We start from the raw sequence: 22514 nt of genomic DNA on the forward strand, positions 1-22514 counted from the left end.
GCTAGACCTGTAACGTAGCATCGACAACTCGAGAGCGGGGTGACAACCGTGACGACAGCAATCGATCAGCAGGGCCGCTTCCTTGGCGACCGCATCCACGACTACGACGCTGCTTGGCAGGCAGGGTCGCCGCTCGGGCTTTCTGGCTCGCTCGTCGACGACGTCGAACTCCTCACCGATGCGCAACTCATGCGCGTGCTCGAGGCCGCGGGCCGATTGCGTCGTCAGCTCGATGGGGTGATTGCCGCCCTTGCGGCCGACGTTGAAGCACGGCGACTCAGCTCGAATGAAACGGGAATTGCGCGCACACAGGGCTTTCGGTCGAGCGCGGAGTATATAGCGCATACGGTGCGCGTCTCCACCGCTGAGGGTCGGCGGTTCATTCAGGTTGGTGCTGCCTCAAGCGGTAGGCGGCTCTTCACTGGGGAGCGGGCGCAGGCGGCAACGCCCCACGTCGCCGAGGCGATTGGTAACGGAGAAATCGGCCTCGCTGCAGCCTCGGAGATCGTGTCGTTCTATGACCGAGCTAGGTTCGTGGCAAATCCCGACGACGTTGAAACGGCTGAGGAGGTACTCGTCGACCTTGCGGCTGAGGTCACCTTGCCAGAGTTGCGAAAGGCAATCCTGCACACCGAGGCATGGATTGATCCGGACGGGCTTGAGCCGAAGATCGATAAGCAGCGGAAAGCTCGGGGATTGCGGTTTGGCACCGACGCGACCGGCATGGTCACCATGACGGCGAAGCTTGATCCTGAGACTGCGGCGCCGATCAAGACTGCGATTGAGGCGATGGTGACGCACCAGCTTCGCGCCGCGCGGGGGCACAATGTGAAGCTTTCGACCGGTGACTATCTGCGCGGCCCGCATCGATTCGCGGATGCCGAAGCGAGCGAGGCTGCAGATGCTGCCGCGGAGGCCTCGACACAGCGCGAGTCCTCCACCTCGAGTGTGCATTTCGCGCCGACCGTGCCAGACGTCGACGACAATCTTCAGGGAGCAAATCTCGGCGCTGAGCACCGCTCAATCGTGCAGCTCCAAGCCGACGCACTTGCGACACTTTGCCGCCACACACTCGGCTGTGACGCGAAGGAACTCGCCGGTACTGCATCGACGACTGTCGTGGTGCGGATGCCGATTGAAGCGCTCAGTGACGAAGCTGCGGGTGACATTGGTGCCGTCGGTGGGCCGGCGAACTGCGAGATCGACGGGCAAGGTCCGATCGACGTAGGGACTGCCCGCAAGATGGCCGCGGCAGCGGGCATTATTCCGCTGGTGCTCGGCGGCGATAGTGCCGTGCTCGATCTCGGACGCACCCGCCGCCTCTTCACGCCGGCTCAGCGACTTGCGCTCGTCGAGCGTGACGGTGGCTGCGCGTTCTGCGGACTCCCGCCGGGCATGGCCGAAGCACACCACATCAAGTGGTGGACCCGTGACCACGGACCGACCGATCTGAGCAATGGCATTCTGCTGTGCACGACTTGCCACCACCGGATACATGAGGGCTGGGATGTGCACATCGTGCCCGACCCTGATGGTCAGTCCGGCTCGGGTGGCACCGTGTGGTTTGTGCCGGAAAGCTTGATCGATGGCGCCCGCACCCCGCGATTGGGTGGCCGGAAGCGCTTCGATCCGGCGTATCGGCAGGCGAACCCACCGACTCCGTTGCCTTCGCCAGCAAAGCTTCCGCCACGGGTCGTGCAATCAAGCTCGGTGGTAGCTCCCGAACCAAGTGATAATCCGTGGATGCCGAATAGGGAAAGGCATGAAGAACCGGGGGCAATTGCACGCGGATCGGCGGGTGCTACCCAGGACGCGATGCCTGTTGGCGACCGACGAGCAGTCGAGAGTCAGTCGCGGGTGGTGCCATGGGGCTGGCCGCGCGAAGCACAGCGACGAGCGGCGAGCAACGAAGCTCCGTACGTCGTCAGCAATGCTCGCGAACCAAAGTTGACTCGACAACTCACTACGAAGCGATCAACTCCCAATGTTGATCGGCGCTGGGGGCAACGGATCGAACGCTTGCTCGACGAGTGTCCCGAAGAATTGCTTCCCATCGGGACGATCCCCGTGAAGCGGATTTCCTATGCCGCACTCATCCGGAAGCCGCGTCAAATGCGACCCGCTGCTGCCCGGTCCCGCACCAAGATTGCCGTGCGCACGACCCGGCTGCCAGCGCGATACGTCGATCGGCAATAGCCGCGCGCGCTGATGTGCAACGAACTGCTAGCGTGCGCGAACATGGATGAGTTCTGGGCACTCTTTGCGATCACCCCCTGGGAAGCACTCGCCGTCGTCGTCAGTGCCGTCGCGATCTACCTCGTGTTCCTTGTCTACGTGCGGCTGTTCGGAGCCCGCGTCCTCGCCCCACTCGCGACCTTTGACGGCGTCATCGTCATCATGCTCGGTGGCCTCGCGGCGCGCGTCATCCTCATGGACGTGCCGACGCTCGCGGCCGGCGTCCTCGGCCTCGGCACCCTCTTCACCCTGGAGGCCACGTTCGGCCAGCTCCGCGCCCGCGCGCTCGGCAATCGCATCCTCAATCAAGCGCCCACGGCCGTCATGATCGACGGCAAACCACAGGATGCCGCACTCGCCTCTGTGCACCTCTCACGTGACGAACTCATGAGCGCCCTACGTGTGGCCGGAATCCGGCACCTCACCGAAGTACAGCTCGCCGTCTTCGAGCCCCACGGTCGCATCTCGGTGCTCCGCGTTGGTGAAGCGATCGACCCCGAACTCCTCGAAGGAGTCCGGGGTCTCGCTACCCGTCAATAGCGCGCTACGGTGCCAACGGGTTGAAAGCACCGGTCATGATCGCCGCGACCGCACCGCCATCGACCACGAGATCAGTACCAGTAATGAAGCTCGATCCGCCACCGAGCAAGAAGTCCACCGCCGAGGCGATCTCTTCCGTCGAGCCCAGGCGTCCCACGGCAGTTGATGCAATGAGGCCGCGCACAAGGCCCTCGTTCGCGCCGACAAGCTCGGCCCGGCCCATTGGCGTTGAGATAACACCGGGGCTGATCGAGTTAATCCGGGCGCCGCGCTCGCCCCACGCGCCAGCCGCCGCCTGCACGCGCAATTGCGCTGCTCGCTTGGCAAACTGATAGGCCACGGCGCGGTCATCAAAGCGATCGGGTGACACCAGCGGCGAAGCAGCCAGCTCATCTCCCGGAAGCTGGCCGAGCTGGCGTGCATCCTCTGACGAAATAACGCCGGGATACATGTGACCTGCGTTCGAAGCGATCACAACACCTGCACCACCCTCGGCAATCACCGAAGCGAACTCCTCGAGCACGTACGCGACGCCAAGCACATCCACGGCGAGAATCGCCGGAATGGGCGCCTGCTCGGGCGAGACGCCCGCGGTGTGTGCCACGCGCGTCACGCGGCCAAGCTCAGACGCTCGCTTCGCCAGTGCGGCAACCGACTCTCGCGACGTCACATCGACGACCGCAGTCTCGACCTCGAAGCCGTCATCGCGCATCTTCTCGGCAACCGGCTCGAGCGCGTCAGCGTTGTAATCAGCGATGAGCAACTTCACACCAGCGCCGAGGCGACGCGCAATCGCGCGACCCATCCCACCATTACCAATGACCATGGTTACATCTGCAGACATGTTCACGTCCCTTCTCCCGTCGCCCGCATCCGGCAGGACGACTCTCTGATCTATCCAACACCTGTTGTCTAAATCTATTCCGAACGACGTGACTGAAAGAGTTGAGTCGCTCTCACTCAACTCTCAGCTTTGTGAACTTGACATGCGATGACTCAAGAGTAGTCTTGAGCCAGATCGACTCAGGTTTTGCGAATCATCTTCCGAACACCTGAAGTCCCAGATCAAGACTCATATCAATCCCTAACAAACAAGGAGCCATCACATGTCTCGTGCCGTTGGAATCGACCTCGGTACCACGAACTCTGTTGTGTCCGTCCTCGAGGGTGGCAAGCCGAAGGTCATTGCCAACGTCGAGGGCTTCCCGACGACCCCCTCGGTCGTCGCATTTACCAAGGACGGCGAGGTGCTCGTCGGTGAAACCGCCAAGCGCCAGGCCGTCACCAACGTCGACCGCACGATCGCTTCGGTCAAGCGCCACATGGGCACTGACTGGAACGTCGACATCGACGGGAAGAAGTACACCCCCCAGGAAGTCTCGGCCCGCATCCTCGGCAAGCTCAAGCGCGACGCCGAAGAGTACCTCGGCGAGAAGGTGACCGACGCGGTCATCACCGTGCCGGCCTACTTCAACGACTCGGAGCGTCAGGCTACGAAGGATGCCGGTGAGATCGCTGGTCTCAACGTCCTGCGCATCATCAACGAGCCCACCGCCGCGGCCCTCGCGTACGGCCTCGACAAGGGCAAGGAAGACGAGCTCATCCTGGTCTTTGACCTCGGTGGCGGTACCTTCGACGTGTCGCTGCTCGAAGTGGGCAAGGACGACGACTTCTCGACCATTCAGGTGCGCGCCACCGCCGGTGACAACCGCCTCGGTGGTGACGACTGGGACCAGCGCATCGTTGACTACCTGAAGGACGAGTTCAAGAAGACCACCGGCGTCGACGTCTCGAACGACAAGATCGCCCTCCAGCGCCTCAAGGAAGCCGCTGAGCAGGCGAAGAAGGAACTGTCGAGCGCGACCAAGACGACCATCCAGCTGCCCTACCTCTCGCTCACCGAGAACGGCCCCGCCAACCTCGACGCGACCCTCACTCGCGCGAAGTTCGAAGAGCTCACCAAGGATCTCCTCGAGCGCACGAAGAAGCCGTTCAACGACGTCATCGCAGAAGCAGGCGTCAAGGTCAGCGACATCGACCACATCGTCATGGTGGGTGGCTCGACCCGCATGCCCGCCGTCACCGAGCTCGTCAAGACGCTCACCGGCGGCAAGGAGCCGAACAAGTCGGTCAACCCGGATGAGGTTGTCGCCGTGGGTGCTGCCCTCCAGGCCGGCGTCCTCAAGGGTGAGCGTAAGGACGTGCTCCTCATCGACGTCACCCCGCTGAGCCTCGGTATCGAGACCAAGGGTGGCATCATGACGAAGCTCATCGAGCGCAACACCGCCATCCCGACGAAGCGTTCCGAGACCTTCACCACGGCTGACGACAACCAGCCTTCGGTGCAGATCCAGGTGTTCCAGGGCGAGCGTGAGTTCACCCGCGACAACAAGAACCTCGGCACCTTCGAACTCACCGGTATCGCTCCGGCACCCCGTGGCATGCCTCAGATTGAGGTCACCTTCGACATCGACGCGAACGGCATCGTGCACGTCTCGGCGAAGGACAAGGGCACTGGCAAGGAGCAGTCGATGACGATCACGGGTGGCTCGAGCCTCCCGCAGGAAGACATCGACCGCATGGTCCGCGAGGCCGCTGAGCACGAGGCCGAAGACAAGGCTCGTCGCGAGGCTGCCGAGCAGCGCAACGTTGCCGAGTCGGCCGTCTACCAGGTCGAGAAGGTCATCAGCGAGAACGAAGACAAGCTCCCCGCCGACGTGAAGAACGCCGTGCAGGAAGATATCGACGCGCTCAAGACCGCCCTCGCCGGCGACGACGACGCGGCCGTGAAGACCGCCCTCGACAAGCTCAACGAGTCGCAGCAGCAGCTCGGTCAGGCGATCTACGCAGCCTCGCAGGCTGAAGGTGACGCCGCCGCTCCGCAGGCTCCGACCGAGGATGCAGGCAGCAACGACGATGATGACATCGTCGACGCTGAAGTGGTCGAAGACGAAGACGAAGACAAGAAGTAGGCAAAAACCATGAACGACGAGAACCTGAACGGCCCTGAGGACGAGAAGGTTCGCGACGACAACCAGGTGGCCGGTGCGGATTCCGCGCCGGCCACCGGCCGTGGCGAATCGGATGCAGCTGACGCAGCTGACGAGTCGGGCGACCTGCCTGTCATCTCTGACGAAGAACTGCAGAACCTGCTCGCCGACGCGATGGATGCATCCACCGCTTCGGACTCGCCCGCAACCGAAAGCGCCGAGGCGCCGAACGAGTACCTCGACGACCTCCTGCGCGTGCAGGCCGAGTACGCCAACTACCGCCGCCGCACCGATCGCGAGAAGGAAGAACTCAGCGATCAGGTCACCGCGCGCGTGGTGAAGCAGCTCCTCCCCGTCGTCGATGACCTCGCTCGCGCGGAAGCTGCCGGCGATCTCGGCGATGGCACCGCCATGCAGGTGATCGCCTCGAAGCTCCTCGCCGCAATCGAGAAGCTCGGCGTCGAAGCCTACGGTGCCGCGGGCGAAGCGTTTGATCCGCGCATCCACGAAGCTATTGCGCAGCTGCCGAACCCTGCCGTCGAAAGCGAGACCATCGCTGATGTCGTCGAACTCGGCTACCGCATTGGTGACGTCGAACTTCGACCGGCCAAGGTGGCGGTGTTCGTCCCTGCCAACTAAGACCCAAACAGACCAACAACAACACTCATCGGGAGTAGGTGAAAGAACGTATGGCGAGCCAGGACTGGTTTGAGAAGGACTTCTACAAGGTGCTCGGAGTTGACAAGAACATCTCTGAGGCCGAGCTGAAGAAGGCGTACCGCAAGCTGGCGCGCCAGTACCACCCCGACTCCAACCCCGGTAATACGACGGCAGAAGAGAAGTTCAAAGAAATCTCGGAAGCCTATGACGTGCTCAGTGACGCCGAAAAGCGCAAAGAGTACGACCAAATTCGTGCCATGGGTGCGGGTGCCCGCTTCTCGGCGGGCCCCGGTGGCCCCGGCGGCGCGAACAACTTTGAAGATCTCTTCGGCGGCCTGTTCAACCAGGGCGGCGGTGGCGGTGGCTACACCTACACCACCGGCGGTCGCGGTGGCAGCGCCGGTTACGAAGAGATGTTCAGCAACCTCTTCGGCGGCGGTGGCACCCAGGGCTTCGGCCAGGGCTTCGGCGGCGCAGGCTTTGGCGGTCCGCGTCGCGGCGCCGACCAGCGCGCCTCGACCACATTGAACTTCATGACCGCCATCCGCGGTGACACCATCGATCTGCAGGCTGGCGACGGCCGCGTGATCACGGTGCGCATCCCCGCGGGTGTGAAAGACGGCCAGAAGATCAAGCTGCGCGGCAAGGGCGGCAAGGGTACCGACGGCGGCGAAGCTGGTGACCTCATCCTCGAAGTCACGGTCAACCCGCACCCGGTGTTCAAGCGCGACGGCAACAACATCGCCGTCGACGTGCCGATCACTTTCGCTGAGGCGGTCAATGGCGCAACCATTGAGGTGCCGACCCTTGACGGCAAGACCGTCAAGGTGAAGGTGCCGCCGCACTCGCAGACCGGTCGCACCCTCCGCGTCAAGGGGCGCGGTGTCGAAACGAAGACGCAGAAGGGTGACCTGCTCGCCCACCTGCAGATTGTCGTCCCGAACCGGCTCACAAAGGAGCAGCAAGAGGCACTCGATGCGTTCATTGCTGCGAGCCCCAACGAGAACCCGCGCGACGACCTCCTTCGAGCGGCGAAGGCGTAGAGCATGGCTAGCCAGCACCGCCGCGAACTCGACGAAGACGCGCCCGTCTTCCCGATTGCCGTGGCCGCAGAACTCGCAGAAATGCATCCGCAGACTTTGCGGCAGTATGACCGACTCGGCCTCGTCGTGCCCGAACGCACGGCGGGCCGAGTTCGGCGCTATTCGCTCGCCGATGTCGCGCGCCTGCGTGAGATCGGCGAACTCTCAAACGCGGGTGTCGGCCTCGAAGGCATCGCCCGCGTCGTAGAACTTCGACGCGAGGTGCGTGAGTTGCGACGTCGCGTGCGCGAGCTCGAAACGGCGCTCGCGGATGAACGGCTCGCCCACCAGGGCAAGCCGCGCGTCTTCGCGGCCGGTCGCGGCGAAGTCGTCGCGATTCGCCACGGCGTCCGCGCTACGCGCCGCAACGAGGTCATGCTTTACCGTCCGGCCCTCACTCAGGGGGATCCCGACGACTCGCCCACTGGCTAGTCGCAGAACGTCGAGCGCCGGTGGGAAGCTTGCCTGATGCGTGAAAGCGATGGGCCGAGCCCGACCGAGCCTGCCGAGCTGGATGAATCCGCCGGCATCAACCCCGCACCGTCGAAGAAACGTGGTTCTGCCGCCAATCGCCTCGTGCTCGCGGCAAGCGCCGTGCTCCTCCTCGGCACCGCCGGGCTCGTTGCCGCCGCAGTGTCAAACGGTCTCGTGAACAAGGATGCGCCGCTCACCGTCGTCGACGCGACCACTCCCGAGGCACTCACCCCCACCTCGACGTCAACGCCGACCCCGACCACCACCGCGACGCCCACGGCGACTCCGAGCCCGACTCCGACGCCGACCCCCACCACGACCTCGCAATTCGACTTCACTTCGAGTAGCAGCCTCACGGTGCTTGTCAATCGCGACCGTGGCCTCGATCCGGTCGACTACGCTCCCGCAAACCTGGTCGCCATGACCGACATTGGCATCTCGTCGATGAACGAACACTCGCTGCGAGCCGAGGCCGCCGACGCTATCGTCGCAATGTTTGCCGCGGCCGAGGCCCAGGGCATCATCCTTGACATGACGAGCGGCTACCGCGACGCCGGACTCCAGCAGCAGCTTTATGACCGCGCCGTTGAAACCGATGGCCCCGACTACGCCAAGCAGTACGTTGCCCCGGCTGGCCACAGCGAGCACCAAACGGGCCTGGCTGCCGACATCTCGGCACCCGACCAAGAACCCGATTGCATCCTCGACACCTGCTTTGGGCAGACCCAGGCGGGCCAGTGGCTCGCCGCGCACGCGGGGGAGTATGGCTTCATCCTTCGCTACCCCGAGGGTCTCGCGGGTACCACCGGCTACGAATACGAGCCCTGGCACTTCCGCTTCATCGGCGTGGATGCGGCAGCCGCCTACGCCGCCTCGGGCGCGACAACCTACGAAGAATTCGTCGCCGCGTCGACAACGCCGTAAGTCGGCGCCGCTACGCCAAAGTCGCTAGCCAACGCTCGGCTTGCGGCGTGAAAGCCAGAGCCCCGCAGCGCCGATCGCGACGAGCCCGGCGCCCGCGGCATAGCGCGTCCACTCCGGGGCATCGAGCGACGGCGTTGCCGGCTCCGAAATGACGGTGTCCTCCGGCTGACGCTCGGGCATCTCAGTCGCCTCGGTCGTCGGTGCGGGCGTGTGCTCATGCGCCCAGAGGTCGACCGCAAAGGTGAGCAGCAAGTGCTCGTTTGCCCCGAGCGGTGCGCCATCTGAGGTGTAGACCACGTCGTTGATCGGCCCAATGGTGCCGCATTCAACCGTGCCCGAAGCGAAGATAACGATGCACTTCGGCGCGTTCGTGATCATCTGCACGAGCTGATCGGTGATCCGCACCTGCGCGTCGTACGTCACGATCGTCGCGCCGTGCACGGTTGGTCCGAGCGAGAACGCGAGCTCGGCGGGTCCATCTTCGGCGACCTCAATGAATGGATCGAGCACCGTGTAGCTGAGGGCGTATGTCGACACATCGAGGCCGGGCCGGTCGTCTTGCACTTCGAACGCGATGCTCACGAGATCGTCGTTGCGCGGTTCGCCGAGCGTCACCGTGACGGGCAGCTGCTCACCGGTCTCCGGCACCACCGCACTGAAACTCACGATGCGATTCAGCTCCTGGGCCGGGTCGAGGCTCGGCACCAGCGCAATCGTGTGCACAAACCCCTGGCCAGCCTTTCCTTCTGAAGAGGTGAGCTGAAGCGTCTCGGTGGCGGTGAGCATCGGCAAATCGTTGTCAAGATAGAAGGTCGCATCGGTGTGCCACGACTCGATCACGAGGCTCGGGTCGCTGAACGGTGTCAGCTGCGGGGGCTGCGCGTTCGGGTCATTTGGTTCGGGTACCGCACCATCCGGCAGACTTGGCCCGGCATTTGACTCGACGGGCTGCGTTTCGCTTGGCAGCGTCGGCCGCGTCGTCGGCATGGTGTGCTCGGGTGCCACGGATGCGCCGAGCACGGCCGGCGTTCCCACCACGACTCCGGCAGCGATCGCGATCGCCACCAGCCGTTCGTGCAACCTGCCGCGCATCCTGCCACTCCTTCGTTCTCATCTGAACTTACTGGCAGGTTGCCAGGACTTCACGCATCGCGTCGTCCTCCGCTGGGGTGACCCAGAGTTGGTATGTCGCCTTTACGGCGATTTGGCGCGCCACGTAGGTGCAGTGGTAGGCCTCGTTCGGCGGCAGCCACTGCGATGCATCCTTCGACTCTTTTTCGTCGTTCGCCCAGTCGACCGTCGGCTGCAGATTGAGCGGATCGTTCGCGAGCGCGACCCTTTCCTCGAAGCTGAGGTCTTGGGCACCCGTGCGCCAAGCGTTGTAGAGCGCGACGACGTGGTCGATCTGCACCCGGTCGCTCGTGTTTTCGCCCCGGGTAAACGGCACCGTTTCGCCCGTGTACGGGTCGTGCAAGACGCCCGTGTCAACGCGGCACTGGTCGCGATTGAGCTTCGTGTCGCCGAGTCCCTCGGCGAGCATCTCCTGGCGGGTGTTGCAGCCATCGCCGTCGAGATCGGCCCAACCCTCACCGAAACTCGCTACCCGGTCAAAGGGTCCGTCCCATTCGGTCTTCCGCTGCACCGGGATGGTGTCGAGCACCGCGAGGGCATTGTCGGCAAGCGAAGCCTGTGCCTGGGGTGTCGGCTCAGCCTCGACCTCGGCAATGTCACTCGTGAGTAGCGGATAGGCCTCGGCGCTCGAACCGGGCGCGTTCACCCCACCGCCCGGCGTCGGTTGGCAACCGACGAGCAAGCCCGTCACAGCCACCAGCGCCGCGGCAACGAGGATGCGCTGCTGCCGCCCGGCCCAAGCGCCCGTCAACGACTGAGTGCCAGTCACAGACCGAGCAGCTTTCGCAATTCGGCCGAGCTCGTCGCCACCGCGACCGCACCATCGTCTTCACCAACGCGGCCATAGCCCCAGGTGACGTAGATCGCCGGCACCCCGTGCACGCCCGAGCCCTGCACATCGTAGAAACGGTCGCCGATCATGATCACGTTTGAGAGGTCGACGCCCATCTCATCGAGCCGACGCAGCGCTTCGGCGACGACGTCTTCCTTTTTCGAACGCGACTCATCATCGGTGGCGCCGGTGATCGTCTCGAACTGGTCGAGCAACTCATAGTGGCCGAGCACGATGCGCGCGGCCGACTCGGGCTTACTCGTTGCCGTCGACTGCGGAATACCCGCGGCGTGCAGCTCGCGAATGATCTCGGGTACCCCGGCGAAGGCGGGGGAGTCGATGAGCCCTGACTCCTCGTGAATCTCGCGGTAGGTCTCGAGCGCGTGGTTGATTTCGATCGCGTCGTCGAGGTGCTGATCCTTGAACGAGTCGATGATCGGCGGGCCGACATAGCTGAGGAGCGTAGCATCATCGGGAATCGGCATGCGGAACACATCAAAGGTCTGACGCAGCGCCGTGACGATACCCGCGGCCGAGTCCGAAATCGTGCCGTCGAGATCCCAAAGCACTGCGGTGTACGGCGGCACCCCGGTACCGTGCGGCATCGAAGTCGGCGTGATCGCACGGAAGCCCGGCTGCGGGTTCACCGACACCGTCGTCGGAGCTACGGGTTCTGGCGGCGCGACCCTGATGGATGCGGGAGAGAAGCTCCCCGACGCATCCTTCGGCCCCGATCGCCCAGGCAAATCCTTCGGAATCGCGACGTCGCCACCGTGGCGCTCGCGCACCGCGCCGCGCGACTCGTCATAGTCCGGTTCGGCATGGGCAACAGCACCGGCGGCTTCGCGGGCAGCGTCACGCTGCTCGGCGGCGGGATCAATCTCTTCAAGCAGTGGCGCGTCGGGTGCCGACTCGTCGTCGTACTCGGCGTCGAACTCTGCGTCTCGGTCGTTGGCTTGGGTCACGCCTGACAGCGTAACGCGGCCGATCTAACGGCTTTGTTTGGGTGCAACAAGCTCGCGTGCGGTCTCAAGCAGGATGCGCGCTGAACGATCCCAATTGAACTGCGCCATATGCGCTCGCCCGGCTGCCGCCGTCGCCGCGCGCACTGCCGGGTCACTCAGCGCCGCCACCTCGCGAGCGAACGCGGCCGCATCCTCGGCCGGGAAGTAGCGCGCGCCGTCACCGGCGACCTCGTGGAAGATCTCAAGGTCGCTCACGACCGCCGGCACGCCGAGCGCGAGCGCCTCGGCAATCGGCAGCCCGTAGCCCTCATCGAGCGAAGCGGTGACGAGCGTGGCGTCGTCGGCGAGCAACTGCGCGTACTCCGCATCCGAGACGCCCTCGTGGAAGACCACTCGCGCCCCCGCAGGCACGAGCGCCTCAAGTTCGCGGCGACGCCCGGGGCGGATGCGGCTGAGTAGGTGCAGCGTGTGCTCCGGCAGGTGCGCCATGCCCGCGATCAGGGTTTCGACGTTCTTGTAGGGCATGAACGAGCCCATGTAGATGAGGTTGCGACCGGTGGTGCCGGTCGCTTCGCCGCCATCGAGGAGCGCCCGCAGGTCATTCGGCGCATTCGGCACCACCACGACCGGACGTTTCGTCAGCCGGTGCGCGAGAATCTCGCGCCTGCTTGTCTCAGAGACGGTGGCCACGGCATCCGCACCATTGAGCGCCGCGCGCTGCGGCCAGTAGGTGAGGTGATATGCGCGCCAGCCGAGCCGCACCGGCCAGGCGAGGTTCGTCGGCGGCTGGCGGTGGCGGTAATAGATGAGGTCGTGTAGCGAGACGATCGCCTTGAACTTGCGGCCCAAGGTGCCGATGGTTTGCAGCGGCGAGAACACGACATCGGGCCGGTACTTGTTCAGGCGCAGTGCGGCGATCGGCTCGAGCATCGACTCGTTCGAGTGGAACATGAGCCACTTCGCGTCGGCTGGCAGGTGCTCAAGCTGGCGCTCATCGTGGATGAGGAAGGTCACCTCGCCGGGTGCGAGCGCGTGCACGGCCGCCCCGAGTTGGGCCGAGAATCGGCTAATTCCATCGTGGAAGTCGGTGCGGATATAGCGCGCGTCGAAGAAAAATCGCATCCTCGCCAGGCTACCCGGCGGGCTTCGGTGCCGCCTTGAAGACGCCGAGGAGCGCGAGCGTGCAACCGATCTCGGCGAGGCCGAGCACGCCCCAGAGGTGGTGCATCCAGTTCGTGCCGGTCATGAGCACGACCTCGACGTAGATCCAGATCACCATGGTGAAGCCTGAGATGGCGCTCCAGAGCGCCGCGTGCGGGGTGCGGCGAAGGAGCGCGATCGCCGCGATGAGGTGCGTGCCGCCGACGACAACGAGCAGAATCCAGCCCGGAATTGTCAGGTTCTCGAAGGTGCCCGGCCGCGTCATTTCGGCCACCGGCATCTCGGGTGCCCCGGCGAGCACGATGTAGGTGAAGCCGCCCACGCAACTGAGCACATTGAAGAGGTTGAGGATGATTAGGATGATGCGCCACACGGGAATCGCCGCCAATCTGCTCTTGTGCTTTCACGGTAGATCGACGAGGTGAACCCGTACCCTCGTGCTCATGGCAAGCACGGCGAGTGAACTCGGTTTCGGACCGGAAGCGCAGGCGTTTTACCGCGCGCTCGAAGCCGACAACACGCGCGAGTTCTGGCAGGCACACAAGGATGACTACGAGCGCCATGTGCGCGGCCCGCTCGAAGCGCTCATGATCGAGCTCGAGCCGGAGTTCGGCCCCGCAAAGGTGTTTCGGCCGAACCGCGATGTGCGCTTTGCCGCCGACAAGTCGCCGTACAAGACGCACCAGGGTGCCTATGTCGCGACGGGCCCTGCGGCTGGCTGGTACATCGAGGTGTCGGCAACCGGCGTCTTCGTCGGTGGCGGCTTCTACGCGGCCTCGTCGAAGGGGCTCGCGAAGCTGCGCGCGCGCCTACAAGACCTGCCCGGGGATGCATTTGTTACCGATGCCGCCGAGCTACAGTCGCGCGGCTGGAACCTCGGGGGCGACAAACTCAAAACGCATCCGCGCGGAATTGACCCGGAGCATCCGCGCATTGAGATCTTGCGGCACAAGACGATCACCTTCTCGCGGCCGATTCACGACGAGATCGCCGCGACGCCCGAGATCTACGATCGCGTAAGTGCTGATTGGAACGAGTTGCGCGATGCGGTTGATTGGCTCGGCAGCGTGCTCGAAGGCACCGACGACCCGGATGCACGCCCCGGCGGGCGGCGCCGGTAGCGGCTAGAAGAGGGTGAGTTCGCCCGATTCGGCGCCGCGCATGTCGTTGTAGTCGAGCACGACGCAGCGGATGCCGCGGTCTTCGGCGAGTGTGCGCGCCTGCGGCTTGATCTCTTGTGCGGCAAACACGCCCCGCACCGGTGCGAGCAGCGGATCGCGGTTCATCAGTTCGAGGTAGCGGGTGAGCTGCTCGACGCCGTCGATTTCGCCGCGACGCTTGATTTCGACCGCGATTGCCGCGCCCTCGGCATCGCGGGCGAGGATGTCAACTGGGCCGATCGCGGTCATATGCTCGCGGCGCACGAGCGTGTGGCCGTCACCGAGCCGCTCGATTTGCGCGGCGAGGAGCTCCTGCAGGTGCGCCTCGACGCCATCCTTTTCGAGCCCGGGGTCGGTGCCGAGCTCGAAGCGCTCATCGCTGAGCCACTCGAAGATGTTGACGCGGAGTTCGTCGCCGGTCTTCTTGTGCGTGACGGTCCAGCACTCGATGACGCCGGCGAGCTGCTGCTCTTCGGTGAGCTCGGCGAGATCGAAGATCGCGGGCGGGCTCATCCAGTTGAGCGGTTTGTACGAGCCACCGTCAGAGTGCACGAGCAGTGATCCATCGGCCTTGTGGATGAGCAACCGCGTCGCCTCGGGCAGGTGGGCCGTGAGGCGACCGGTGTAATCAACCGAACAACGAGCAATGACGAGACGCACCCCGACAGCGTAGTCGGTGTGCATCCTGGAGACTAGTGGCCGCTACCGCACTGCGATGACGATGACGTGTCCAACGGGCTTGCCAACTCAAGAGTGTCGTAGGTCGATGTAATTCTGAAGTTAGCCAGCTCGTAGGTACGCTCGAGAATGTCTGGTGGATTGACGAATGCAGCGTTGCAACAGGAGAAAGAAGCAGACACGTGACTAGGAATTTTGTCCCAGTAGTACCCCAGGCGGCACTACTGGAATCTCTTCGATCATTGGGGTACGACCCTGAGGTTGCAATCGCAGACGTCGTGGACAATTCGATAAGCGCCGGTGCCAGTGAGATCGAGATCCTATTCGATCCCTCCGACGACCCCAAGTACGTCAGTATCCTCGATGATGGCACTGGAATGACAAGCGAAGAATTGTTGTCTGCCTTGACCCTTGGAGCCAAGTCCAGCGACACTTTCCGATCAGAATCCGATCTTGGACGATTCGGGCTCGGGTTGAAGACCGCGTCGTTCTCACAAGCCCGAATTCTCACGGTGGTGAGCAGGCACATGCGCCGAACATCGGCCTACCGATGGGACCTCGATCGCGGTGAATGGGAAGTTGAGAACCTCACACCAGCTCGCCTGAAGCGGGTGCCTGGATATGAACGGGTCAAGACCCAAGCGCGAGGGACCCTTGTAGTTTGGGAGAACTTGGATGATTTGCTCCACGGTAGTGAAATTCCAAGCCGCCGGATCGCCGAAGTCGTCGCCACCACAAAATCCCACCTCTCGCGCACATTCCATCGGTTTCTAAAAGGTGGAGACCAGTCGAATCAGATCAATCTCATCGTTAATGGTGTCCAACTGACCGGGGAAGACCCATTTTTGGAATCAAACCCCGCAACACAGGTGACTCCAGTTGAGACTGTTGAACTCGATGGTCACATCATGAAGATTCAAGGGTTCGTTCTTCCTCACGCAGACAAATTTCGTGAAAAGGAACGAAAACGCGAGGATCTCGGTGAAGGTATGTGGCATGCGCAGGGGTTCTACTTCTATCGCAACGGGCGGCTCATCTCCGGGGGAGGGTGGGGCGCGATACGAAAGCGTTCAACTGACTCGGCCAAGCACACCCGAGTGCGCATTGACGTGCCGAACCAGCTTGACAAACACTGGAAGCTGGATGTTCAAAAACGCAAGGTCGAACCGCCACCGGTACTAAAAAAAGTATTGGAGCGAATGCACGATATTGGACGTGCCAAGGGTGAGAAAATCATAACCTACCGCGGTCGTCGGAAATCAGATGAGCGAATTCATTTTCTGTGGGAGTACTTTGAAGATCGCGGCAAGTTCCGATATGAGATCAATGATAAACATCCTATCATTGCTGATGTGCTGACTCGATTGAGTGGCAGTGAGCAACGGGCGGTACGAAGCCTTCTCGAGAAAATTGCTGATTTCCTACCTGCTGAAGATATTTACAAGCGAATGGCTCTCGACAGCAAGGCATTTGATACCAGTGATAATGACGAAAAGATTACACAGTTTACTGCTGCTCTAATTCGAGCACTCGACATTGCTGCTGAAGATGTCGAATCGATTCGAGTCCAAGTCGCCAATTATGAACAGCTACATAGGCGTCGGGATCTTGAGAAGATTATCCAAACTGCACTTGACTTGATCAATAGTGAGAAGGGCTAATGATGACTATGTATGACGAATATAGTGAATATGTCGATAAGGTTGATGCACTAGTTTCAACTTACCTGCAGCAAGAAGCCGTGAGTGAGGCAGAGTTGCGGGAGAAAGTCCCGAAATTTTTTGACCTGGTCAAGAGCGTGAGTCCTGGTATCAAGGTGCCGCCGGACGGAAGCGCAGATCAGAATGACTTAGTTCGAGAAATGACGGCTCGCCTCCTCGAAAGGTTCCGCATCACCCTCGATCAAGGCAACGCTGTCGTTGCTGATTTCAAGCCCTGGTTGGATGAGCGTTGGGATAGTCAGAAGTGGCCACATTATGCGGCCTATCGATCAATGCTCATTAGTGGCGGCCGTCCTCCTGCGGTCATCCGCACACTAGAACGTGACGTTAAGCAGATCATGGACCTTGTCGGGGACCCAACCGTAGAAGGTGCTTGGCGTCGCCGGGGCCTGATTATTGGAGATGTGCAATCTGGCAAGACGGGCACCTACTTGGCACTTCTCAATATGGCCATCGACGCCGGATACAAGATGTTGGTCATTATTGGGGGGCACACTGAAGACCTCCGACGACAGACTCAAATTCGGGCTGACGAAGGCCTATTGGGTCAAGATAGTCGAGGGCGTCTCGACGGTACGCTCGGAAACATTACGCGTACCCGCATTGGCGTTGGAAAGGTCGATCCCTCGTTGCAGCTTCCGAATTCCTTTACGACCGTTGATGAGGACTTCTCTCGGTTTAGTGCGAGAACTTTGAATGTCGATCTTGAAACTGCGCTTACCGGTGGGATCGTGCTTGTTGTAAAGAAGAACGCCACGGTGCTTAGAACACTGAGGCAGTGGATTAAGCAACAGACCAAGGGTGACGAGCGAACTTCCATGCAAATGCTTGTCATTGATGACGAGTCGGATTATGCGTCGGTGGACACAAGCAAGATAGAAGATGAGAATCCCACTGCCGTAAATAAAGCAATCGTCGAGCTTCTCGAAAGTAGTGAGCGGAATTCATATGTTGGCTTCACCGCCACACCGTTCGCGAATGTACTCATGGACCCAGATGTAGACCAAGGGCTGTTTCCGAGCGACTTCATCTATGCGCTCGAGACTCCCTCCAATTACTACGGGGCCACGCGCTTCTTTGATGAGGACGATGGAGTGGTGCAAGAAACAGACGACCAACATAGGAGTGGTCTGCGAATCCACACGAAAATGGCCGGTGCTGAAGAATCGTTTCCATTCAAGCATCGCTCAGGGTGGCGTTTGCCAGCCTCGCCCCCAAGCCCGCTGTTGCCGGCCTCGCTTGAGAGGGCGATTGACACGTTTATTGTGGCGACTGCCATCGATGACCTCAGCGGCCACAGCAGAGCCCCGAAATCAATGTTGGTAAACGTGAGTCGATACAAGTCGGTTCAGAAGCAGGTTTACGATCGTGTCGTTGCTCATGTTGAAGTGACTCGAAAGGTAATCGAGTCGCACGCACCCCTTGGCAGTGACACCTCAGATCTCGTTCGCCTGAAGCGTGCATGGGAGGAGGAGTACAAGCACCTGCCTTTTAGTTGGGATCAAGTCCGAGCGTCGCTTCCCGCAGCGGTGGAAGAACTTGAAGTTGAGCTAGTTAATGGCGATACGGTGAAGGAACGTGAAGAAGCAGCGCTCCGTCATCGGAAATGGGGAAGTCTCGATCGGCGACGGCTAATCGCAGTTGGCGGAACTATATTGTCCCGCGGTGTAACGCTAGAACGACTTCTAGTTTCATATTTTCATCAACGAACCCAACTATCTGACACCTTGCTGCAGATGGGTCGCTGGTTTGGGTATCGGGATGGCTATGATCAGCTGGTTCGGGTATGGCTTGACGAAGAGGTGCGATCGTGGTTTGCATACACGGGGCGAGTTGTTGCCGACTTGCGTCGTGAAGTCGTGACCATGAAGGCGCTCGGGCAGACTCCTGCACAATACGGTCTTCGAGTGCGGCGGCACCCCGAAGGGCTGAAGATCACTGCAGCAAACAAGATGCGGCACTCGGAAACTACAACAATAGATGTAGCTTTCTATCGCACTTTGCTCGAGTCGACGACCCTGCTCGCAGAGGAAGTCGGTGCACGTCGAAATGTTGTCGCGTACGGTGAATTGTTTGACGACTGTCGCAAACTTGAGCATGTATCGAGTGTTCAGCGTTTTAACGGGGCGCCTCAAGGGGGAACGACAGTGTTTGCTGATGTGCCAGTTGAAACGATTCTAAAGTTCTTTGAAACATTTCGTGCTGGCGCGGAGGACCAATCTTTCGGAGTGGATATGGGGACGGACGGGCCCGCCGGTATTGGTTTTATCCGCCGGAAACGAAACGAGTTCCCACGATGGGACGTCGCGTTCGTTTCGGGTGAATCAGATCGCATGATTGAGCAGTGTGTCGATGCGAATGTGAGGGCCACTGTTCGCAACAAGATGGAGCGGTTCGCAGGACCGCCGGAATCATATCGACTCGCCAATAGGCGGCTCCTGTCTGCGACAACGCTGGAACAAGTGGCAAGAATGACTGACAACTTCGACGAATCAAGGTGGCGAGCTACGCAAGAAGCTGATGCGTCGAGGCAGACCCGGCTTGGGCAAGGGTCGGTACCGTCTTACATCGACCGGCCGGTGCTGATGGTATTGCGTGTTGTTACCAAGCCAGAAAGCAAGCGGGGCGTCGGCAAGGCGGCCGATCTCGATGCAGGGTTGGTTGGTGCTGCAGTCGCGTTTCCAGAACATCCAGACGGACCTGATGCGGAATACTCACGAAACTCGCACGCAGAGTTCGTTGTCAACAAGGTGTGGCTCGCCGAACGAGACAGGACCTCGGAGGATGAGGAGTGATCAACGAGCATCGGTCAATCGACCCGCCGATTCGCGTGCCTGGCGAGTGGAACGTAGCGGAGACGGCGAGGATCGCCGCTTTCATTCGAGACGGTCGTGATTGGGAGGGCATGAGGATTCCACATCCGACCCTGTCACTGGCTATTCAACTGTTCGATGGTGAACGACTCACTGTGGCCGTGGACCTTGCGGACCAGCCGAAGCCCGCGAATCAAGGTCGCGGCGCGATCGACATTAGTTATCAATCGGGACCTGATGACACCCACATCCGCTTGAGCGAGCACTCACGGGACGACGAGAAACTGCTTCCATTCTTCACGGCGTTAGTGCGGAATTTAGGTGACGCTAGAGATGAGCGCGCGGCGGCCCGCGCAGTTAGAAACACGCTTGAATCGTGGCGGCGTGCGTTTGCGGAGAAGCCGCCGACACTTTCGAAGGCGGAATTGATCGGACTTGCTGGTGAACTGACCGTGCTCGAGTATTTGGTCGACACAGTGAAACGGAACGGTCCTGCTGAAGTCGTTTCTTGGTGGAGAGGACCTGCGGGAGCTGACCATGACTTTAGCATCCCTGGTTATTTTGATCTCGAAGTAAAAGCGACTAACCCAACATCGGCGAGGCTCCAAATTTCAAACGAGTTTCAGCTCGAAGCAGGTGCGCTACCGCTCTATCTGCTTCACGTGGGAATTCAAGAAGCGAGGCCAAGCGCGTCGAATGCGAAGCAGCTTTCGGGCGAAATACGTCGCTTATCAACAAAGTTCGATGCCGCCGGACTTGCCGAATTTGAAGCGCAATTGCATGCAATCAATATTGACGAGCAGAGCCCGGAACTGCTTGATTTCTACTTCATTTCGTCGGGTGTCGATTGGTATGCAATTGAGCCTGGGGTCCCAAGAATCACTTCTGGCGAGTTGCCACCCGGCGTGAGGAATGTTCGGTACGAAATAAGCATCGAACAATTGGCTCGTCATGGCCGTCGGCCATTAGATATCTTGGAGGGATTATGAGCGAGACTGGAATTCGAGAACTATTCTCCGAGTTGGGGCAAAAGTCACGACTCGAAGCAGCCGACGCAAATCTAACGACACCTGATGCGATGGGCACTGTCCTAGCGCGCTACCTTGAAGAGTTTGAGGTCGTCACGGACCTCCAGTACTTCCATGCACATGCTCGCGGTCCGCACAATAAGTCTCTAGACATTGTGGCTGTGGGTGAGGATGACGCCGACGCCAGCTTGTCGATTGTTATTGCCAAGGTCATGCCCGAATTCGACACAAGTTTGACGCGTACTGAGATAAATCGGATCACTTCCGGTGCGCTTGATTACGTGCAGTTGTCGCTCGACGGATGGCTCCAGGGTCGGCTGGACGAAAGCTCAACAGAATATGATTTGGCTGCTTACTTCGCCGATCGGCTCTCTCGCGAGAACTTTGAGAAGATTCGTGTTTTCGTGGTGACTAATGGTCGACTTTCGAGTGGCGTGAAGTCAATTCCAAGTGGGAAGCTCAATGAAATCCCGGTTTCCTTTCAAGTTTGGGACTTGGCACGCCTCCACAAGGCGATTAGTTCACCGGATGGAATGGAGCCGGTCGTAATTGACCTCTCGGGGCTGCCGGGTGGTGGTGTGGCTTTTGTTGAAGGTGGCGTTGCAGATGAATCTGGGACGACGACCTATCTCTTCACATTACCTGGGCAGACGCTAGCGAGTATTTATGACGAATTTGGATCTCGTGTCCTCGAATCAAACGTTCGCGGTTTCCTTAGTGTTCGAGGGGCAGTCAATAGGGGAATACAGTGGACGCTTGAAACGGACCCTGATTTATTCCTTGCATTCAACAATGGGTTGACCACTACCGCAACTGGCGTCTCGATTCGCCGCGTCGGGGGGAAGCTAGTTCTTAGATCACTTGATGGTTGGCAAATCGTCAATGGCGGCCAAACGACTGCTTCGATGTGGTACTTCTTGAATCGAATCAAGAAGAGAAATCCAGAGTTGGCGAAAAATCTAGACAGGGTGTTCATTCAGGTAAAGCTTGTTGTTGTTTCCAAGCAATCCGCTCTGCATCTCGTGCCGCTCATTGCGAAATATGCCAACAGTCAGAATAAAGTTAGCGTGTCGGACTTGTTCTCTAATAGCCCATTCCATCAGGCGTTAGACGACGTTAGTAAGCGCGTGCTGGCGCCTGCTGTAGACGGCTCGCAGTACGAAACTCATTGGTTCTATGAGCGTGCGCGTGGCGCATACGACAACCAGCGTGCGCGACTGGCGGGACGGAAGTTGCGCCAATTCGACCTTGAGCATCCGAAGGACCAGCGATTCGAGAAACTTGACGTAGCCCGAGTGGCAAATATTTGGAGTGGTGCGCCTCATATCGTTAGCAAGGGGGCACAATCTAGCTTTGTCCATTTCTCTAAAGAAGTGGGAACAAAGTATGATAACTCCACAAGTGATGTGAATAGTGAGTATTTCAAGCAACTAGTTGCGCAACTCATCATTAGTCGGGACGCGCGGAGAGTTGTGCTTGATGCTCCTTGGTACAGCACTGGTTACCTGGCCAACATCGTTGCTTATGGTGTTTCAAAGCTGGTGCACGATGTGGCGAATACACCTGGTGCAGGTGGACTGGATTTTGATCGGGTATGGCGAGACCAGAAGACACCAGCTGAGCTACTCGCAGCGCTCGATGTGGCATGCGAGGCGGCGTTGCGTCACTTGACAGATGAGAATCGACCACAGTCAAACGTGACGCAATGGGCAAAGCAGGAGCAAAGTTGGAAGCAGTTCAGAGATCAGCGGCTCACGTACCCCGATTCGCTGAACAATGTTGTGGTGTCCGCCGGTACCAACAAACGTCGGCGCAAGTCCGCCGCGAAAGAGCAACAGGTTGAGAACGAGCTACTTGACTACGTTGCGGCGACAAGGTTGCCGGTTACGCGCTGGCGGCAGTTGCTACAGCACGACGAAACGGCCCATGTCCTTACTGATACGGAACGTGGCATCGTCACGTTACTCGCGAATTCGAATCCCATTAACGAGAACCAGTGGGTAGCGCTCTCGCGAGGTCTGACCCGTTTGAAGAAGCAAGGAATTTGGACCTAGAAGCGGCCCTCGCTCCCTGAGTAGTGAACGGCTCCCGAGCCATAAGAGGCTCATCGCATTCGAGGG

19 protein-coding genes are annotated in these 22514 nt (G+C 60.5%); 12 read left to right on the plus strand and 7 right to left on the minus strand.

All coding sequences use genetic code 11. The features are described from left to right. Window positions 1-48 precede the first annotated feature (48 nt). The gene (locus tag EG850_RS08280; RefSeq protein ID WP_124972411.1) at window positions 49-2196 is read left to right on the plus strand and encodes an HNH endonuclease signature motif containing protein; all 2148 of its coding nucleotides are present in this window, start codon (window positions 49-51) and stop codon (window positions 2194-2196) included. 42 nt (window positions 2197-2238) lie between these two features. After that, window positions 2239-2775, plus strand: a complete 537-nt coding sequence (locus EG850_RS08285) for a DUF421 domain-containing protein (protein WP_124972413.1) — start codon at window positions 2239-2241, stop codon at window positions 2773-2775. Between the two features lie 4 nt (window positions 2776-2779). On the opposite strand, the gene EG850_RS08290 is transcribed toward EG850_RS08285, so the two are convergent. Next, window positions 2780-3619 carry an SDR family oxidoreductase gene (locus tag EG850_RS08290; RefSeq protein WP_124972415.1) on the minus strand — a complete coding sequence of 280 codons (840 nt, stop codon included), beginning with the start codon at window positions 3617-3619 and terminating at the stop codon, window positions 2780-2782. A 262-nt stretch (window positions 3620-3881) separates the two neighbouring features. Here EG850_RS08290 and dnaK point away from each other — a divergent pair, with 262 nt between their 5' ends. Genes dnaK through EG850_RS13270 form a run of 5 tightly spaced genes read left to right on the plus strand, consistent with a single transcriptional unit; the run spans window position 3882 to window position 8905 of the window. Next, the gene (gene dnaK, locus EG850_RS08295) at window positions 3882-5747 is read left to right on the plus strand and encodes a molecular chaperone DnaK (protein WP_124972417.1); all 1866 of its coding nucleotides are present in this window, start codon (window positions 3882-3884) and stop codon (window positions 5745-5747) included. A gap of 9 nt (window positions 5748-5756) precedes the next feature. After that, window positions 5757-6404: a nucleotide exchange factor GrpE gene (locus tag EG850_RS08300; protein WP_124972419.1), complete on the plus strand. Its 648-nt coding sequence runs from the start codon at window positions 5757-5759 to the stop codon at window positions 6402-6404. A gap of 50 nt (window positions 6405-6454) precedes the next feature. Further along, entirely contained in the window at window positions 6455-7468 is a 1014-nt protein-coding gene (locus tag EG850_RS08305) for a DnaJ C-terminal domain-containing protein (RefSeq protein ID WP_124972458.1), read from the plus strand. Between the two features lie 3 nt (window positions 7469-7471). Beyond that, complete coding sequence (locus EG850_RS08310; protein WP_124972421.1) at window positions 7472-7939, plus strand: heat shock protein transcriptional repressor HspR; 468 nt, start codon at window positions 7472-7474, stop codon at window positions 7937-7939. A 36-nt stretch (window positions 7940-7975) separates the two neighbouring features. After that, window positions 7976-8905: a M15 family metallopeptidase gene (locus EG850_RS13270; protein WP_185714995.1), complete on the plus strand. Its 930-nt coding sequence runs from the start codon at window positions 7976-7978 to the stop codon at window positions 8903-8905. Window positions 8906-8929: 24 nt separating this feature from the next. Here EG850_RS13270 and EG850_RS08325 read toward each other — a convergent pair whose 3' ends face one another. The 5 genes from EG850_RS08325 to EG850_RS08345 are packed head-to-tail and all read right to left on the minus strand — an operon-like array spanning window position 8930 to window position 13367. Next, window positions 8930-9997 (minus strand): hypothetical protein, encoded by a 1068-nt coding sequence (locus tag EG850_RS08325; RefSeq protein WP_124972427.1) that lies wholly within the window; start codon window positions 9995-9997, stop codon window positions 8930-8932. Window positions 9998-10025: 28 nt separating this feature from the next. Next, window positions 10026-10805 (minus strand): HNH endonuclease family protein, encoded by a 780-nt coding sequence (locus EG850_RS08330; RefSeq protein WP_124972429.1) that lies wholly within the window; start codon window positions 10803-10805, stop codon window positions 10026-10028. Then, the gene (locus EG850_RS08335) at window positions 10802-11833 is read right to left on the minus strand and encodes an HAD hydrolase-like protein (RefSeq protein ID WP_235829257.1); all 1032 of its coding nucleotides are present in this window, start codon (window positions 11831-11833) and stop codon (window positions 10802-10804) included. Before EG850_RS08335 ends, EG850_RS08330 begins: the two co-directional genes overlap by 4 nt. A 24-nt stretch (window positions 11834-11857) precedes the next feature. Further along, window positions 11858-12955, minus strand: a complete 1098-nt coding sequence (locus tag EG850_RS08340) for a glycosyltransferase (RefSeq protein ID WP_124972431.1) — start codon at window positions 12953-12955, stop codon at window positions 11858-11860. 10 nt (window positions 12956-12965) lie between these two features. After that, window positions 12966-13367, minus strand: coding sequence for a hypothetical protein (locus EG850_RS08345; protein ID WP_124972433.1), 402 nt, complete (start codon window positions 13365-13367; stop codon window positions 12966-12968). 70 nt (window positions 13368-13437) lie between these two features. Between EG850_RS08345 and EG850_RS08350 the strand changes: the two genes are divergently transcribed. Beyond that, window positions 13438-14115, plus strand: coding sequence for a DUF2461 domain-containing protein (locus EG850_RS08350; protein ID WP_124972435.1), 678 nt, complete (start codon window positions 13438-13440; stop codon window positions 14113-14115). A 3-nt stretch (window positions 14116-14118) separates the two neighbouring features. Here EG850_RS08350 and nucS read toward each other — a convergent pair whose 3' ends face one another. Next, window positions 14119-14814 carry an endonuclease NucS gene (gene nucS, locus EG850_RS08355; protein ID WP_124972460.1) on the minus strand — a complete coding sequence of 232 codons (696 nt, stop codon included), beginning with the start codon at window positions 14812-14814 and terminating at the stop codon, window positions 14119-14121. Window positions 14815-15014: 200 nt separating this feature from the next. On the opposite strand from nucS, the gene EG850_RS08360 reads away from it, so the two are divergent. The 4 genes from EG850_RS08360 to EG850_RS08375 are packed head-to-tail and all read left to right on the plus strand — an operon-like array spanning window position 15015 to window position 22448. After that, on the plus strand, window positions 15015-16493 hold the full coding sequence (locus EG850_RS08360; protein ID WP_268878157.1) for an ATP-binding protein: 1479 nt from the start codon (window positions 15015-15017) through the stop codon (window positions 16491-16493). 8 nt (window positions 16494-16501) lie between these two features. Then, window positions 16502-19348 carry a Z1 domain-containing protein gene (locus EG850_RS08365; protein ID WP_185714997.1) on the plus strand — a complete coding sequence of 949 codons (2847 nt, stop codon included), beginning with the start codon at window positions 16502-16504 and terminating at the stop codon, window positions 19346-19348. Continuing rightward, a complete protein-coding gene (locus EG850_RS08370; RefSeq protein WP_124972441.1) occupies window positions 19345-20355 on the plus strand; it encodes a PD-(D/E)XK motif protein in 1011 nt (336 codons plus the stop codon). Before EG850_RS08365 ends, EG850_RS08370 begins: the two co-directional genes overlap by 4 nt. Then, a complete protein-coding gene (locus EG850_RS08375) occupies window positions 20352-22448 on the plus strand; it encodes an AIPR family protein (protein WP_124972443.1) in 2097 nt (698 codons plus the stop codon). Before EG850_RS08370 ends, EG850_RS08375 begins: the two co-directional genes overlap by 4 nt. The last annotated feature ends 66 nt before the right edge of the window (window positions 22449-22514 follow it).

Origin of the sequence: Gulosibacter macacae, assembly GCF_003865375.1 — a bacterium.
Taxonomy (GTDB): domain Bacteria; phylum Actinomycetota; class Actinomycetes; order Actinomycetales; family Microbacteriaceae; genus Gulosibacter; species Gulosibacter macacae.